The following is a 14541-nucleotide window of genomic DNA, read 5'->3' as shown; positions in this document are numbered from 1 at the left end:
TGACAGGCAGGCATTCTAACCAACTGAACTACCGCTGCAGCCAAAAATTATGGTGGGAATTACAAGACTCGAACTTGTGACATCTACCTTGTAAGGGTAGCGCTCTACCAACTGAGCTAAACTCCCGCACTTTTCTTTGTGAAAAAGAAAAAAACGTCTATAAAAGAAATAACATGCGAAACAACTGGCGACCCCTAAAGGATTTGAACCTCTGTTCCTACCATGAAGTGATAGTGTCCTTGGCCACTAGACGAAAGGGTCACTTAAATCAACAATATGGTGTCCCGTGATGGATTCGAACCATCGACCCCTTCATTAAAAGTGAAATGCTCTACCAGCTGAGCTAACGGGACCTCTTCAACCATCAAAACTCGGTGATTGTGAGGGCGAAATTATAGGGGAAATGTCCCTGTTTGTCAAGCTAAATTTGAAGATTTCTAAAAGCGTGCAATCGGGAAATATTTTTAATGTGCAAAAAACATTTCCCGATCAATATTAACCAGCATTTTAACCGCCATTAAAACGCTTTGTTCTTGAATATAGTTACGGTCCCCTTCAAAATGAAAACGCTCCGTATGGACAGATGTTTTTGAACGTGCGCTTATATAGACCGTACCGACCGGTTTATCTTCAGTTCCTCCGGTAGGTCCCGCAACGCCGCTGATCGCTAAAGCATAATCGGAGTAGCTGACATTCATGGAACCCTCCGACATTTGTAGCACCACTTCAGCACTTACGGCACCATACGTTTCAATAGACTCATCGTCAACAGCCAGCCAATTGGCTTTGAGCGTGTTGGAATAGGTTATGAGTGAACCTTCATAAATAGCGGATGCACCGCTTTGTGAAGTGAAGAAATGGGCGAGGGACCCTCCGCTGCAACTTTCGGCAAAGGAGAGTTTTTTATGATGTGTGCTGAGACGTTCAATAATAAATGCGGCGATATTGGTTGCCGCTATGACCTTGTGATGCATTAACCCGCGTGCAGAAGCGATAAATTGTGAAAGGTTTCCATGCCGGCGTGTATGGATACGGATTTTAAGCCACCCCTCAACCAGTTCGCTGAATTCCAATTTGACATCAAAATTTTGGGCTAAGGGCTCGAGAAGCGTTTGCGCACTGAGGAGCTCTTCATTAAAAAGATGGATCGTTGCCTGGCGTGATTCGTCATCAATTAAGATTGGGGGAAGTGCTTTTCCCTCTGTCGCTAAAATAACATTGATTTCGGAGCTGTTATGAGAGAGCAAATAACTCCCGTTTTCGAGAACGCTTGCGCGGGAGGGGATCAGCATCTGCTCCCGTAAAATCTGATTATCTGCAGTGACGGTACTGAGAAGTTTCCCGACAATCGTGAATGTATTTTTGGTCGTAATGATAATGAGCTTGGATTCATTTTTTAAAAGTCCTTCGAGGTGCAAAAACAGCCCTTTGTCCGACTCTTCAAAATAGTTGATGGAATCGATCGAAGCCAGAGTGTTTTTGATACTTCTAAGGATATAACGCTCGTATGCTTCATTTAAAATTAGCCGATTTCCTACGAAAATTACATCGCGTTTCATGGTTTTCCCGAGTATAAATTTGAGATAGTATAGCATAGTGACAGCAAATTTTAATCACCTAAGAGATATAATGCACCACTTTTTATATAAGGTAACAGATGGATTATAAAGAGACCCTCCTTCTACCTCAGACCGAGTTTCCGATGCGCGGAAATCTGGTTCAAAATGAGCCCGTACGCTATGCGGCGTGGATTGCCAACGATGTCTATGGCAAGATGAAAGCCAACCGCAAAGATGCGCAAAGTTTTACGCTGCACGACGGTCCTCCGTATGCCAATGGACATACCCATATCGGTCATGCACTCAACAAAGTACTGAAAGATATTATTGTCAAATATCACTATTTCAACGGAAAATCTGTCCGCTTTACCCCCGGTTGGGACTGTCATGGTCTTCCGATCGAGCAGCAAGTCGAGAAAAAACTCGGCGGCAAACAGAAAAAAGAGCTTCTGAGTACTGCAGAAGTCCGAAAAATGTGCCGTGAACATGCGAGCGAGTTTGTCGGTATTCAGCGTGAAGAGTTTAAAAAATTGGGTGTTATCGCCGATTGGGATAATCCTTATCTGACCATGGATTCCAAATTTGAAGCCAATATCTACCGAACGCTCTGTGCCGTTGCTAAAAAAGGGCTGTTGATCGAGCGTTCAAAGCCGGTTTACTGGAGTTGGGCTGAGCGTACGGCACTGGCGGAAGCGGAAGTCGAGTATGAAGACAAAGAAGACTACTCGATCTATGTCGCTTTTGAACTGAGCGATGAAGCTAAAGTCCGAGCAGGGATCGAAGGTTCAGCTGCAGTTGTCATCTGGACAACGACTCCATGGACATTACCTGCCAATACGGGGATTTCCCTCAATCCTGATGAGATCTATGTCCGAACGTCAGACGGATACATTGTGGCGGAGAAACGTTACGATGCTTTGATTGAAGAGGGTGTTTTTACCGGAACGGTCGTTCAACGGATCGAAGCGAAAAAATTTGAAAATCTTTATGCGATCAATCCTCTTAACGGGCGCGGTTCCCATTTAGTTTTGGGTGAGCATGTTTTGATGGAAAACGGTTCGGGATGTGTCCACACGGCACCGGGACATGGTGAAGATGACTACCGTATCGGATTGCGCTATAACCTCGAAGTCGTAATGCCGGTGGATGAAACCGGATGTTATGATCAAACGGTAGTCCGTGAAAAACTTCTTCCAAATCCGGAAAGTTTCGTCGGTACCCATATTTTTAAAGCCAATGAACCGATTATCGAATTATTGGGTAAAAGTGCATTGAAAGTTTCCAAATTCCGTCACTCTTATCCGCACTGCTGGCGTTCACATACGCCGCTTATCTACCGTGCGACTAAGCAATGGTTTATCAGTGTTGACGGAACCCCTGAGGGTGAGACAAAAACTCTTCGTGAAATCGCACAAGCGGAAGTAGCCAAAACAGTGTTTTACCCGGAAACCGGACGCAACCGATTGGGATCGATGGTTGAGAACCGTCCCGACTGGTGTATCTCACGTCAGCGTGACTGGGGTGTCCCGATCGCATTTTTTCGGGTCAAAGCGACAGGTGAAGTGATTCTTGATGAGAAAGTGCTGAACTTTATCGCAATGATTTTCGAGATGCACAGCACCGATGCATGGTATTCGATGAGTATCGAAGAACTCCTCTATCCGGGGTGTGCTTATAAAGCGGACGAACTCGAAAAAGTATCGGATATTTTGGATGTCTGGTTCGATAGCGGTTCAACGTGGAATGCCGTCTTGAAATCCCGCAATTATGATGCGGGAACCTATCCGGCAGATTTGTATATCGAAGGAAGCGACCAACATCGCGGATGGTTCCAGTCTTCTCTCTTTTTAAGTACGGCGGTTGAACATATCGCTCCGTACAAAGCACTTCTTACGCACGGTTTCACCGTCGATGAGAAGGGTGAAAAGATGTCCAAGTCCAAAGGGAACGTCGTTGCTCCTGAGAGCGTACTCAAAGAGTACGGTTCGGAAATCCTGCGTTTATGGGTTGCCATGAGCGATTATCAGGGAGATTTGAAAATTTCCGGCAATATCCTCAAACAAACGGCAGACCAATATCGAAAACTGCGCAATACTTTCCGTATTATGCTGGCCAATCTTGACGGGCTTGAATCTATCGTTCCCTACAGTGAGATGGGCGAACTGGACAAGTGGATTGTTGCGAAAGCGAAAGAGGTCTTTGATGAGACCCATCGTCTTTTCGGCGAATACAATTTTGTTCAGGGGATGAGCGGACTTAATTACTTTATCGTCAATGAACTCAGCGGGGTTTATATCGATATTACGAAAGACCGTATGTATTGTGACGGAGCGAATTCGATTGAACGACGCTCGACGCAAAGTGCGATGGCCATTATCGCCCGTTCGATGCTGGGGCTTATTGCTCCGATTTTGACCTATACCGCGGATGAGATTTTTGAAAATGCTCCGGCAATTTTAAAAGGGGCAAGTAACGATATTTTTGATGTTACCTACAGCTCTATTGAGCCGGTTGAGAGCAACTGGGATGATGCAACGATGAAAGTGATTCGTGAAAAATTCAATGAGATTGTTGATGGGCTTAAAAAAGAAAAAGTGATCAAAAATACTCTTGAACTCGTTATCTCGACAACTTCAAACTGTGCCAAAACGATGAAAAAAGCGGATATTGAAGAGTATTTGGTCATCTCAAAATGGTGTGCTTGCGAATTGAAAGATATTTTAGGGTCGTTTGATTATGAAGGGGAGACCTTCAATATCGCCCTCGCGACAAAAGCCAAATGTCCTCGATGCTGGAAATACCATAGCGAAAAAGAAGAGATGGTTTGCCCTCGCTGTACTTCCGTCATTTCGGGGTGGATGGTCGCAGAATGATCGATGTAACACAACCGGTACCGATGAGCTTCGTTTTTGAAACTATCGGTGTTATTTTCGCTGTCATTGCCTTGGGCATTGTGATGGTAAAACAAGCAAAACGTAGAAAGGAAAGTGTATGATAACACTCAAAGAGGCGTTAAAGCTCTCGAAAGAAGAACTTGCTTCACTCAAAGAAGAGTTAAAGGCAAAAATTGCCGCAAACCCTGAATTGAATGCCTATATTGATGTTCTAAATGTCGGTGAGGGGATCCCGATTGCGATTAAAGATAATATCCAAGTAACGGGTTGGTCGGTAACTTCAGGTTCGAATATCCTCAAAGGGTATGTCGCCCCGTATAATGCCACTGTTATTGAAAAGCTTCTTGCCAATAATATGTCTCCTTTTGGTCGTACCAACATGGATGAGTTTGCAATGGGTTCTACTACCGAGAGCAGCTGCTACGGTAAGACTCTTAACCCTCTGAACCATAACTGTGTCCCAGGCGGAAGTTCGGGCGGTTCGGCTGCAGCGGTAGCTGCAGGGCTTGCGGTGGCGGCACTGGGAAGCGATACGGGTGGTTCAATCCGCCAGCCTGCGGCATTTTGCGGAATCGTCGGAATGAAACCGACCTATGGACGTGTCAGCCGATATGGATTAGGGGCGTATGCAAGTTCACTCGATCAAATCGGGCCGATGACCCAAAACGTTGAAGATGCGGCGATTTTATATGATATTATCCAAGGGTATGATCCTAAAGATTCTACAAGCAGCGAGCGTCAGGATGGCACGGTAAGCGATAAGCTTGACGGATCGGCAAAACTCACCGTTGCGATCGTTCCCGATTATGTCAAAGATGCGTCGGCTGATGTTCGTAAAGCCTATGCCAAAGCAGTAGAAGCGCTTAAAAATGCGGGGCACACCATCGTCGAAAAGTCTTTGATGGATCCGAAATTTGATATTTCGGCGTACTACATCACTGCTACGGCGGAAGCAACGACCAATCTTGCCCGTTATGACGGTATCCGTTACGGTAATCGTGTGGAGGGAGAAAATCTTAAAGATACGTATCTCCAAACACGTTCTTTCGGGTTCGGGCCTGAAGTTCAACGCCGTATTATGCTGGGCAACTTCGTCCTCTCTTCAGGGTATTATGATGCCTATTATGTCAAAGCGCAAAAAGTACGTCGATTGATCCAAGAAGAGTATAATAAGATTTTCGAAGAGGTCGATTTGATTCTTACTCCGGTTGCCCCGCGCACTGCGTATGAATTCGGTGCTCTCAGTGATCCTCTTGAGATGTATTTAAGTGATATCTATACGATTTCGGTCAATCTGGCAGGACTTCCGGCAATTTCGATTCCGGTCGATACAGCCGATAACGGTATGCCTGTCGGACTTCAGCTCATTGCAGCTCCTTATGCGGAGCAAACATTATTTAACGGGGCGCTTAGCCTCGAAACTCAACTCAAAGGATAACTATCATGAATATTCGTAAACGTGCCCTCACTTTTGAAGATGTATTGCTCATCCCAAAATACTCTGAGGTTCTCCCTAAAGAGGTGAGTTTAAAAACGATGTTGACCCGTAACATTTCTCTTAATATTCCGATGGTTTCTGCCGCGATGGATACGGTAACGGAGTATAAAGCGGCAATCGCAATGGCTCACTTGGGCGGGATCGGTATTATTCACAAAAATATGGATATCGAAACACAAGTCAAACAAGTCAAAAAAGTCAAAAAATCCGAAAGCGGTATCATTATCGATCCTATTTTTGTCCATCCGGATGCAACGCTGGCAGAAGCGGAACAGTTGATGAACGAATTCAAAATTTCAGGGGTCCCGGTTGTGGATGCCCATAATAAATTGCTTGGGATTTTGACAAACCGTGATATGCGTTTCGAAAAAGACTTGAAAAAACAAGCGCATATGGTCATGACTCCAATGCCGCTTATTACAGCACGTGCCGGAATTACTCTCGAAGAAGCTGAACAGATCATGCACAAAAACAAGATCGAGAAACTTCCTATTATCGATGAGAGCGGATTGTTAAAAGGTCTTATCACGATCAAGGATATTAAAAAACGGATCGAATACCCGAACGCCAATAAAGACGATTTCGGCCGTCTTCGTGTCGGTGCGGCAATCGGTGTCGGTCAGCTTGACCGCGCACGTGCTCTTGTCGACGCAGGTGTTGATGTTCTTGTCCTCGATTCTGCACATGGTCATTCAAAAGGGATCATGGATACGGTCAAAGCGATTAAAAAAGAGATGGTGATTGATATTATTGCCGGAAACGTGGCAACGGCAGAAGCGACCGAAGCCCTTATCGCAGCAGGTGCTGACGGCGTCAAAGTCGGTATCGGACCGGGTTCGATCTGTACGACACGTATCGTTGCCGGTGTCGGTGTCCCTCAAATCTCTGCGATCGATGAGTGTGCTGCGGCAGGCCGTAAACACGGCGTGCCGATTATCGCCGATGGCGGTATCCGCTATTCCGGCGATATCGCTAAAGCTCTTGCAGTCGGAGCCAGCTGTATTATGGCCGGCTCACTGCTTGCCGGAACAGAAGAGTCCCCGGGAGATACGATCATGTATCAGGGACGCCAATATAAAGTCTATCGCGGGATGGGTTCTATCGGTGCGATGACACAAGGCTCAACCGATCGTTATTTCCAAGAAGGAACGGCGGCGGACAAACTGGTTCCTGAGGGGATCGAGGGTCGCGTACCGTATCGCGGAACGATCGCTGCGGTTGTTCATCAAATGATGGGCGGATTGCGTTCTTCTATGGGATATTGCGGATCAGAGAGCATTAGTGTATTTTGGGATAAAGCGGAATTCGTCGAAATTACGAGTGCAGGGCTTAAAGAATCTCATGTCCATGATGTTATCATCACCCAAGAAGCACCGAACTATCACGTATAATATCCCCCATAACTGTAATCCTTATTAATAAAATAGGGATACATGGGAAAAATTATCGGATGACGATACAATTGTGTATAACAATGTAAAGGATGAATATGCAACTCCAAACCGAAGCGCTACACGCCGGATATGACAAAGACTCTCAAAGTACGATGGCTGTTCCCATCTACCAAACAACCGCGTATGAGTTTCGCGATGTTGAACATGCGGCAAATCTTTTTGCCCTGAAAGAGTTGGGAAATATCTATACACGCCTCAATAATCCGACAACGGATGTGTTTGAAAAACGTTTTGCACAACTTGAGGGCGGAGCGGCAGGTTTGGCCGGTGCGAGCGGCATGGCTTCTATTTTTTATGCGATTGCCAATGCAGCTGAAGCGGGAGACAATATTATCTGCGCACGCCAGCTGTATGGCGGAACGTTGACGCAAGCTTCTCATACTCTGAAGCGTTTTGGTATTCAGGCCCGCTTTTTTAATGTCCACAATCCGGATGAAATCGAAGCATTGATCGATGATAAAACCAAAGCGATCTTTTTTGAAACCTTGACCAATCCGAGTATTGACGTAGCTGATATTAGCGCCATTACGGCAATAGCGAAAAAACACGGGATATTGACGATTGTCGATAATACGGTAGCGACTCCGGTATTATGCCGGCCGTTGGAACATGGCGTTGATGTAGTTGTTCACAGTGCGAGCAAATATACGACAGGTCAAGGACTTGCCATTGGCGGAATCATGGTTGAACGTCACGGCTTGGTCGATTTTATCAAAGGAAATGCTCGTTATCCGCAGTTTAACGAAGCGGATGAGAGTTACCACGGGTTAGTCTATGTAGACGTGCCTTTGCCGCTCTTTACCCTCCGTGCACGTCTTTCGCTTTTGCGTGATTTGGGTGCCGTTGTGTCGCCGTTTAACTCATGGCTCTTTATTCAGGGGATTGAAACTCTTTCTCTTCGTATGAGAGAACACTCTCGTAACGCTCAAGCGGTTGCAGAGTTTTTAGAGTCTCATCCGATGGTCAAAAAAGTCAACTATCCGGGACTAAAAAGCAACAGTAACTATGCGAATGCCCAACGTTATTTTGAAGGCGGTATGTCGAGCGGACTTCTTAGCTTTGAAGTTGAGAGTTTCGAAAAAGCGAAGCAGATCGTCGATGCAACGAAGTTGTTTTCTCTTGTCGTGAACATCGGGGATTCAAAATCGATTATTACCCATCCGGCATCGACAACCCATCAGCAACTCTCTAACGAAGAACTTATTGCGTGCGGGGTTCCGTCAGGGCTTATTCGTTTGAGTATCGGTCTCGAAGCGAGTACTGATCTGATCGATGATTTGACGCAGGCATTCGGCGCGTAAAGGGTTTCATGTTAAATCTCCGTATTCACAGCGAACATTTCACCAACCCTCTCTATCTTGAGAGCGGGCGGATTTTAGAACCGTACGATATCGTTTATGAGACGTACGGAGAGCTGAATGAAGCTCGTGATAATGTAATCGTAATCTGTCATGCCCTAACGGGCTCTCATCATGCCGCAGGCACGTATGAGGGTGATAATAAGAGCGGATGGTGGGATGGACTGATAGGGCAGGGAAAAGCGGTTGATACCGACCGGTTTTTCGTGATCTGTACTAATGTGCTCGGGAGTTGTTTCGGAACGACGGGCCCGATGTCTCCCCGATATCCTTATAATGAACCGTACCGATACAAATTCCCCGTCATCACTATTTTAGATATGGTCAAAGCACAAAGAATCTTATTCGACCGTTTGGGAATCCATCAGGTACATGCGGTCATCGGCGGATCGATGGGTGGGATGCAAGCGCTTGCCTTCGGGGTGTTTTTTCCCAACTTTGCCAAAAAAATTATTGCGATGGCAACCACCGCGGTAACGCAGCCGTGGGTCATCGCTTTTAATAAAGTGGCGCAAGAAGCGATTTTGAAAGATCCTGAATTCAAAAACGGCTATTATGAACCCGAAACCATTCGTGAAAACGGTTTAACCGGCATGGCAATCGGCCGGATGGCGGGGCATATCAGTTTCTTGTCTCATCAGTCGATGGAACGAAAATTCGGACGCGAGTACAAACGCAATGACGGTTTGTATGAATTATTCGGGAAATTTCAGGTCGAATCATATCTGGAATACAACGGGTACAACTTTACCAAGTGGTTTGACCCCTTGTCTTATTTGTATATTACCAAAGCGATCAATATTTATGATCTCTCACGCGGTTTTGATTCCATGGAAGAGGCTTTGGGCAAAATCAATGCCGAACTTTATTTGGTAGGATTTGAAAAAGATATTCTTTTTCTCCCCTCTGAGATGGAAAATATCCATACGATCATGCAAACGCTGGGAAAAACAAACAGTGATTATTTAGAGGTCAAGAGCGATTACGGGCATGATGCCTTTTTAGTAGAAATCGATAAAATAGATCAATATGTTCGGGAGGCACTATGAATACGGATGAAAGCTTTGAAACCAAAATCGCCAATGCCAAAGCAATTTTGGAAAAACTAATGGATCCGGCATTGCCGATGAATGAAAGTGTAAAGGCGTATGAAGAAGGGATGAAAGAACTCCGTGTCGCCGAAAAAATGCTTCAAGATGCTCAACTGCAGATTCAAATCATTAAAAATCAGGAGCAATAATGCGTGTCGCTATACTGCAACTTCCCTCCATCGGTATGGGGAGCAACAAGCTTGAAAATTATGCCCGTGTAGCGAATCAAAAGGGGGTCAAACTTGTTTTATTGGGTGAATATCTTTTAAACCCATTTTTTAAAGAGCTTGTCCAAACTCCTGTTTCGATGATTGCAGAACAAAGTGCCCATCAAATCGAAACACTTAAATCTCTTGCCGTCAAATATGATCTGACGTTTGTCGCGCCTATCGTTACGGTCAAGAAAAAAGAGTGTACCAAAATGATCGCGAAAATCAACGGACGCAGCGTCACTTATTATCCGCAGCAGTTTTTGATCAACTACCCTCACTGGAATGAAGAGAAATTTTTTAATAACCCTGTGGAGGCCGTCAAACCCCCAATGATTTTTGCGTGTGAAGGATTCAAATTTGCCGTAATGGGGGGATTTGAGATCCATTTCGATCCGATGTGGGAAGCCGTGAGTTCGAAAGCGGTAGATGCTGTTTTGGTTCCGAGTGCTTCTACTTTTGAGTCGCACAACCGATGGCGCGAACTGATTAAAACACGGGCATTTACCCACAACTGTTATATTCTTCGTGCCAACCGCGTCGGAGAATATTTTGACGAACAACATGCATGGAAATTTTACGGTGATTCGATGGTTGTTTCTCCGGATGGGGAAGTGGAAGCGGATCTTGGTAATACTGAAGAGTTGTTAATTGTAGATATCGACCGAAAAAGTCTCACGGAATCACGAAAAGGGTGGGGATTTAAAGAGGCATTACGCAAGAGAAAATAGGGTGATTAAACTATTTTTTTTCTCCCTTTTGTGTGTTTTCTCTCTTCACTCTTCCGTTCTATCACTGCAAAACGGCGTTTCGGCTCCGATTGAAGGCGCTATTTCTTATTTGGAAGATCCCCAGGGGAATCTGACCTATCAGCAGGCAGAGCATGCAGTCTTTACCCCTTATACTCAGGAGAAAAGTGTCAATTTCGGGTTTACCGATTCGGTCTACTGGTTTAAACTTGAGCTCAAAAACTTTACTTCTATCAGTGATACCCATTGGTGGATGAAAATTGATTATCCGCTTCTCGAGAAGGTTGACCTTTATCTTCTAACTCCGGAAAATATACTGATTAAACATCATACGATGGGGACATCGCAGCCATTCGATTCGCGTGAAGTCAGCTCCCATCATCTTATTTCTGAACTTCCTTTAAAAAACATTACCGAGGCGACACTGTTGATCCGTGTGCAGACACAATGTTCGATGCAGCTTCCCCTTTCGATTCTCACGTCTGAGGAACTGATGGCGGAAATAGAGCAGAACAATTTATTGGTCGGTCTTTATTACGGGATTTTTTTGATTGTTTTGCTCTATAACATTGTTTTATTTATTTACACTCTGGATGCCCACTATATCCGATACATTTTATTTATTGTTTCTTTTATTTTATGGCAGCTCTCGTTTGACGGATTGGGGATGAGATATTTTTGGGGGGACACACGGTGGATGATTGAACACGGATCGAGTGCCTTTATTGCCCTTTCCTCCTTCTTTGCCCTCTATTTCAGCCGTTATTTTTTAAATACCCGCTTGTTTGCACCTAAAATCGACAAAGTGATTCTTGTAATGATGGCGGTTGCTATATTGATGAGTGCCGTATCATCGATTCTCCCGTATTCCGAAGTGATTCCGATGAATGCAGCGTTAGCCTCTATCCTGCCTCTGATTTTGCTGATAGCGGGATTGACGGTAATGCGCCAGAACAATAGAGCCGCCCGTTTTTACGTGGCAGGGTGGAGCTCCTTTTTGATCGCAACAATCATTTTTGCTTTTAACAAATTCGATTTAATTCCTGTTTTTTACGGCGTTAACCATGCACAGCAGATCGGATCGGCGATTGAGATGTTATTTCTCTCTTTGGCCCTTGCCGACAGGGTTTATCTCTTGCAGCGGGAGTACATCGGAAAACTCAACCGTCTGAACGATACGTTGCGTGATGAAGTGGATATTGCATTGAGCGATGCCAGGATGAAAGATCGTCTTTTCGTCCAACAGTCCAGACTCGCGGCGATGGGGGAGATGATTGAACAAATCGCCCACCAATGGCGCCAGCCGCTTCATACGTTGGCCTTAATCAATCAAGATACCTATATTAAGCACAAGCTTGGATTATGTGATGAGAAGTGCTTTGATCAAAGCCATGAGAGAATTGATGAACATTTGCAATATCTTTCTAAAACAATTGATGATTTTCGCAATTTTTATAAAACCGACAAATCAAAATCTCTCGCAGATGTGGGAGATTTAGCGGTGGATGCTTTAAGACTCAGTGATGTTTTTTTAAAATATGCGAAGATAAAAACAGATTTGAATGTTTCAACATCCCGTAAAGTGAATATTGCCAAAAATGAGATGGTACAAGTGTTGATGAATTTGATCAAAAATGCGCATGATGCAATCGTAGAACAGAACATTTCGAATGGGCAGATTACGATCAGCGTTGAAGATTTTGAGACAGGTATCAAAGTGAGTGTCGACGATAATGCCGGCGGAATTTCTCCGAATGTGATGGAGAAAATTTTTGATATGTATTTTACGACAAAAAACCCTGACCAGGGGACGGGATTAGGATTGCATATGTCCAAATATATTATTGAAGAGAGTTTCGGTGGAAAAATTACAGTAGAAAATATTCCCGGAGGGGCACGCTTCATCATTTTCCTGATCGGAGAAGAAGCACAAGCCCTACCGATCAGATCAACAAAGCGGTAAGTTTAATCAAAACGACGCTAAAGTAATATAATGACAATGATATTCAGAGGGAGAGAGATATGATGGACTATTTTCACCGCCAGGTGCAATTATGGGGAGAGGAGACACAAGGACTTCTTCAATCCAAACGGATCGCCGTTATCGGCAGCGGAGGGCTAGGATCGTCATTGGCATTCGCTCTGGGCTCATCGGGAATCGGTGAAATCCATATGGTCGATTTTGATACGGTCAGCAATCATAATATTCATCGGCAAATCGCTTTCAAAATGGGGGATGAGGGGAAGTTTAAAGCCGAAGTAGCGGCAGAATTGATTGAAGCACGCTGTCCGTTTGTAAAAGCGTATTCTCATCTATGCCGCTTCGAAGATTTTACGTTAAAAAATATTGATGTCGATCTTATTATCGATGCGACTGACAACCTCCCATCCCGCGGAGAGATCAATGCCTATGCCAAAGAGAAAGGCCTTCCATGGGTATACGGATCGGTGGAAGCGTTTAACGGGCAAGTATGCTTTTTCAAAGATGCATCGTTTAGCGAACTTTTTAAAATCACTCAAAAAACACCTGCGGGGATTGCAGCACCGATTGTGATGCATATCGCATCATTGCAGGCAAATTTGGCTTTACGCTATTTGGCTGGGCTCAGTGTCAAAAAAGATTATTTATATTACCTATTTTTCAATGACGAGGGAGAACTTGTTACCCAGAAATTTATGCTTCCGGTATCTGCCGTCTAATGGCAAAAATCGTCCGTCGAACAATCACCTATAAATATCTCCCTATTAAACCCGATTTTTTAGTGGAGGGGACGGTCATTCCGTTTGATTGCTATATCAAACGGTTTGCTGACTATGTCATCCTTATTGAATCCGGTACCGTATTGAATAAAGAGCTGATCGAAAAAATCTATCTTCACTCTAAGATTTACGTGTTAAAACGGGAGATCAATACCGTTAGGGAATATTATATCGCTCATCAAAAAGAAGATAGCAGTAACCCTGACTTGGGAATTTATAAAAATGAAATTATTGAAAATGCTTCGAAATTGGATGAAGCGTTATCAGGTATCGATGATTACGATACATGGCTGAATATCGTTTACAGCAAAACATCAGAGTTGATGGGCGTCATCTTTAACAGCCGCGAAGAAGATATCCCGATTGAACCTATTCGTTCGTGTGCCATTGCAATTACCGAATATATTAAAGCGAATAAAAAAGCGATGCACTCGGTGATCAAAATTATGGCGGCTGAGTATTCTACGCATCATCACAGTACCAATGTCGCGTTTCTCTGTGCTATTTTATCGGATGCAATCGGCCTTGCAGACGAAGAGATTATCGATGTTACGGTTTCAGGGCTTTTGCATGATATCGGAAAAATACGAATAGCCCCTCTTATCTTGAATAAGCCCGCTTCTTTAGATGATGAGGAATATGCTCTAATGAAACGCCATCCCGAAGACGGACATACTATTTTGATGAAGAATGGGGTTGAGAATTTAACCATCTTGCAAGGGGTTCTTTACCATCATGAGAATCTTGACGGATCAGGGTATCCTAGCGCTCTAAAGGGGAAAAAAGTCCCGAAATCTGCCCGTATCGTCGGATTATGCGATGTTTTTGATGCTTTGACGACCAAACGGACATTCCGGTGCAACTATACTACTTTTGAGGCACTGATGTTGATGAAACGGGAGCTTAACAGCCAATTTGACGAACACTATACCGATTTGTTTATCCGCTTATTGCGATAGCCCCTCCATC

At 44.4% G+C, this 14541-nt stretch carries 12 protein-coding genes and 3 tRNA genes; 11 read left to right on the top strand and 4 right to left on the bottom strand.

Annotation, left to right across the window (positions count from 1 at the left end; translation table 11 throughout):
- Positions 1-50: 50 nt before the first annotated feature.
- The 4 genes from WAO38_RS09820 to WAO38_RS09805 form a co-directional block, all read right to left on the bottom strand.
- Positions 51-126 (bottom strand) — tRNA-Val (locus tag WAO38_RS09820).
- A gap of 59 nt (positions 127-185) precedes the next feature.
- Positions 186-261 (bottom strand) — tRNA-Glu (locus tag WAO38_RS09815).
- 16 nt (positions 262-277) lie between these two features.
- Positions 278-353: transfer RNA gene (locus tag WAO38_RS09810), tRNA-Lys, on the bottom strand.
- Positions 354-464: 111 nt separating this feature from the next.
- Positions 465-1559: a CinA family protein gene (locus WAO38_RS09805; RefSeq protein WP_422236643.1), complete on the bottom strand. Its 1095-nt coding sequence runs from the start codon at positions 1557-1559 to the stop codon at positions 465-467.
- 98 nt (positions 1560-1657) lie between these two features.
- Here WAO38_RS09805 and ileS point away from each other — a divergent pair, with 98 nt between their 5' ends.
- From ileS to WAO38_RS09750, 11 genes are all read left to right on the top strand, one after another.
- Complete coding sequence (ileS, locus tag WAO38_RS09800) at positions 1658-4432, top strand: isoleucine--tRNA ligase (RefSeq protein WP_422236641.1); 2775 nt, start codon at positions 1658-1660, stop codon at positions 4430-4432.
- Positions 4429-4554, top strand: coding sequence for a hypothetical protein (locus tag WAO38_RS09795; protein ID WP_422236639.1), 126 nt, complete (start codon positions 4429-4431; stop codon positions 4552-4554). The genes ileS and WAO38_RS09795 overlap by 4 nt, the downstream gene beginning before the upstream one ends.
- Positions 4551-5891 (top strand): Asp-tRNA(Asn)/Glu-tRNA(Gln) amidotransferase subunit GatA, encoded by a 1341-nt coding sequence (gatA, locus tag WAO38_RS09790; RefSeq protein WP_422236637.1) that lies wholly within the window; start codon positions 4551-4553, stop codon positions 5889-5891. Before WAO38_RS09795 ends, gatA begins: the two co-directional genes overlap by 4 nt.
- A 5-nt stretch (positions 5892-5896) precedes the next feature.
- On the top strand, positions 5897-7342 hold the full coding sequence (gene guaB / locus WAO38_RS09785) for an IMP dehydrogenase (RefSeq protein WP_422236635.1): 1446 nt from the start codon (positions 5897-5899) through the stop codon (positions 7340-7342).
- Positions 7343-7440: 98 nt separating this feature from the next.
- Positions 7441-8706: an O-acetylhomoserine aminocarboxypropyltransferase/cysteine synthase family protein gene (locus tag WAO38_RS09780; protein ID WP_422236633.1), complete on the top strand. Its 1266-nt coding sequence runs from the start codon at positions 7441-7443 to the stop codon at positions 8704-8706.
- 8 nt (positions 8707-8714) lie between these two features.
- A complete protein-coding gene (gene metX / locus WAO38_RS09775; RefSeq protein ID WP_422236631.1) occupies positions 8715-9812 on the top strand; it encodes a homoserine O-acetyltransferase MetX in 1098 nt (365 codons plus the stop codon).
- Positions 9809-10003, top strand: a complete 195-nt coding sequence (gene xseB, locus WAO38_RS09770; protein ID WP_422236629.1) for an exodeoxyribonuclease VII small subunit — start codon at positions 9809-9811, stop codon at positions 10001-10003. Before metX ends, xseB begins: the two co-directional genes overlap by 4 nt.
- A complete protein-coding gene (locus tag WAO38_RS09765) occupies positions 10003-10794 on the top strand; it encodes a carbon-nitrogen hydrolase family protein (RefSeq protein ID WP_422236627.1) in 792 nt (263 codons plus the stop codon). Before xseB ends, WAO38_RS09765 begins: the two co-directional genes overlap by 1 nt.
- Position 10795: 1 nt before the next feature.
- Entirely contained in the window at positions 10796-12775 is a 1980-nt protein-coding gene (locus WAO38_RS09760; protein ID WP_422236625.1) for a sensor histidine kinase, read from the top strand.
- A gap of 59 nt (positions 12776-12834) precedes the next feature.
- Positions 12835-13512 carry a HesA/MoeB/ThiF family protein gene (locus tag WAO38_RS09755; RefSeq protein ID WP_422236623.1) on the top strand — a complete coding sequence of 226 codons (678 nt, stop codon included), beginning with the start codon at positions 12835-12837 and terminating at the stop codon, positions 13510-13512.
- On the top strand, positions 13512-14531 hold the full coding sequence (locus tag WAO38_RS09750) for an HD-GYP domain-containing protein (protein ID WP_422236622.1): 1020 nt from the start codon (positions 13512-13514) through the stop codon (positions 14529-14531). The genes WAO38_RS09755 and WAO38_RS09750 overlap by 1 nt, the downstream gene beginning before the upstream one ends.
- Positions 14532-14541: the final 10 nt, after the last annotated feature.

The sequence above is a fragment of the Sulfuricurvum sp. genome (assembly GCF_049277495.1).
Classification (GTDB): Bacteria; Campylobacterota; Campylobacteria; order Campylobacterales; family Sulfurimonadaceae; genus Sulfuricurvum.
This window is presented reverse-complemented; position numbering and strand designations above follow the sequence as displayed.

Bases quoted from the DNA above. Each gene is read 5' to 3' on its own strand.
- WAO38_RS09755 (WP_422236623.1), top strand. From the start codon at position 12,835: ATGATGGACTATTTTCACCGCCAGGTGCAATTATGGGGAGAGGAGACA.
- WAO38_RS09795 (WP_422236639.1), top strand. From the start codon at position 4,429: ATGATCGATGTAACACAACCGGTACCGATGAGCTTCGTTTTTGAAACT.
- xseB (WP_422236629.1), top strand. From the start codon at position 9,809: ATGAATACGGATGAAAGCTTTGAAACCAAAATCGCCAATGCCAAAGCA.
- ileS (WP_422236641.1), top strand. From the start codon at position 1,658: ATGGATTATAAAGAGACCCTCCTTCTACCTCAGACCGAGTTTCCGATG.
- metX (WP_422236631.1), top strand. From the start codon at position 8,715: ATGTTAAATCTCCGTATTCACAGCGAACATTTCACCAACCCTCTCTAT.
- WAO38_RS09780 (WP_422236633.1), top strand. From the start codon at position 7,441: ATGCAACTCCAAACCGAAGCGCTACACGCCGGATATGACAAAGACTCT.
- guaB (WP_422236635.1), top strand. From the start codon at position 5,897: ATGAATATTCGTAAACGTGCCCTCACTTTTGAAGATGTATTGCTCATC.
- WAO38_RS09750 (WP_422236622.1), top strand. From the start codon at position 13,512: ATGGCAAAAATCGTCCGTCGAACAATCACCTATAAATATCTCCCTATT.
- gatA (WP_422236637.1), top strand. From the start codon at position 4,551: ATGATAACACTCAAAGAGGCGTTAAAGCTCTCGAAAGAAGAACTTGCT.
- WAO38_RS09805 (WP_422236643.1), bottom strand. From the start codon at position 1,559: ATGAAACGCGATGTAATTTTCGTAGGAAATCGGCTAATTTTAAATGAA.
- WAO38_RS09765 (WP_422236627.1), top strand. From the start codon at position 10,003: ATGCGTGTCGCTATACTGCAACTTCCCTCCATCGGTATGGGGAGCAAC.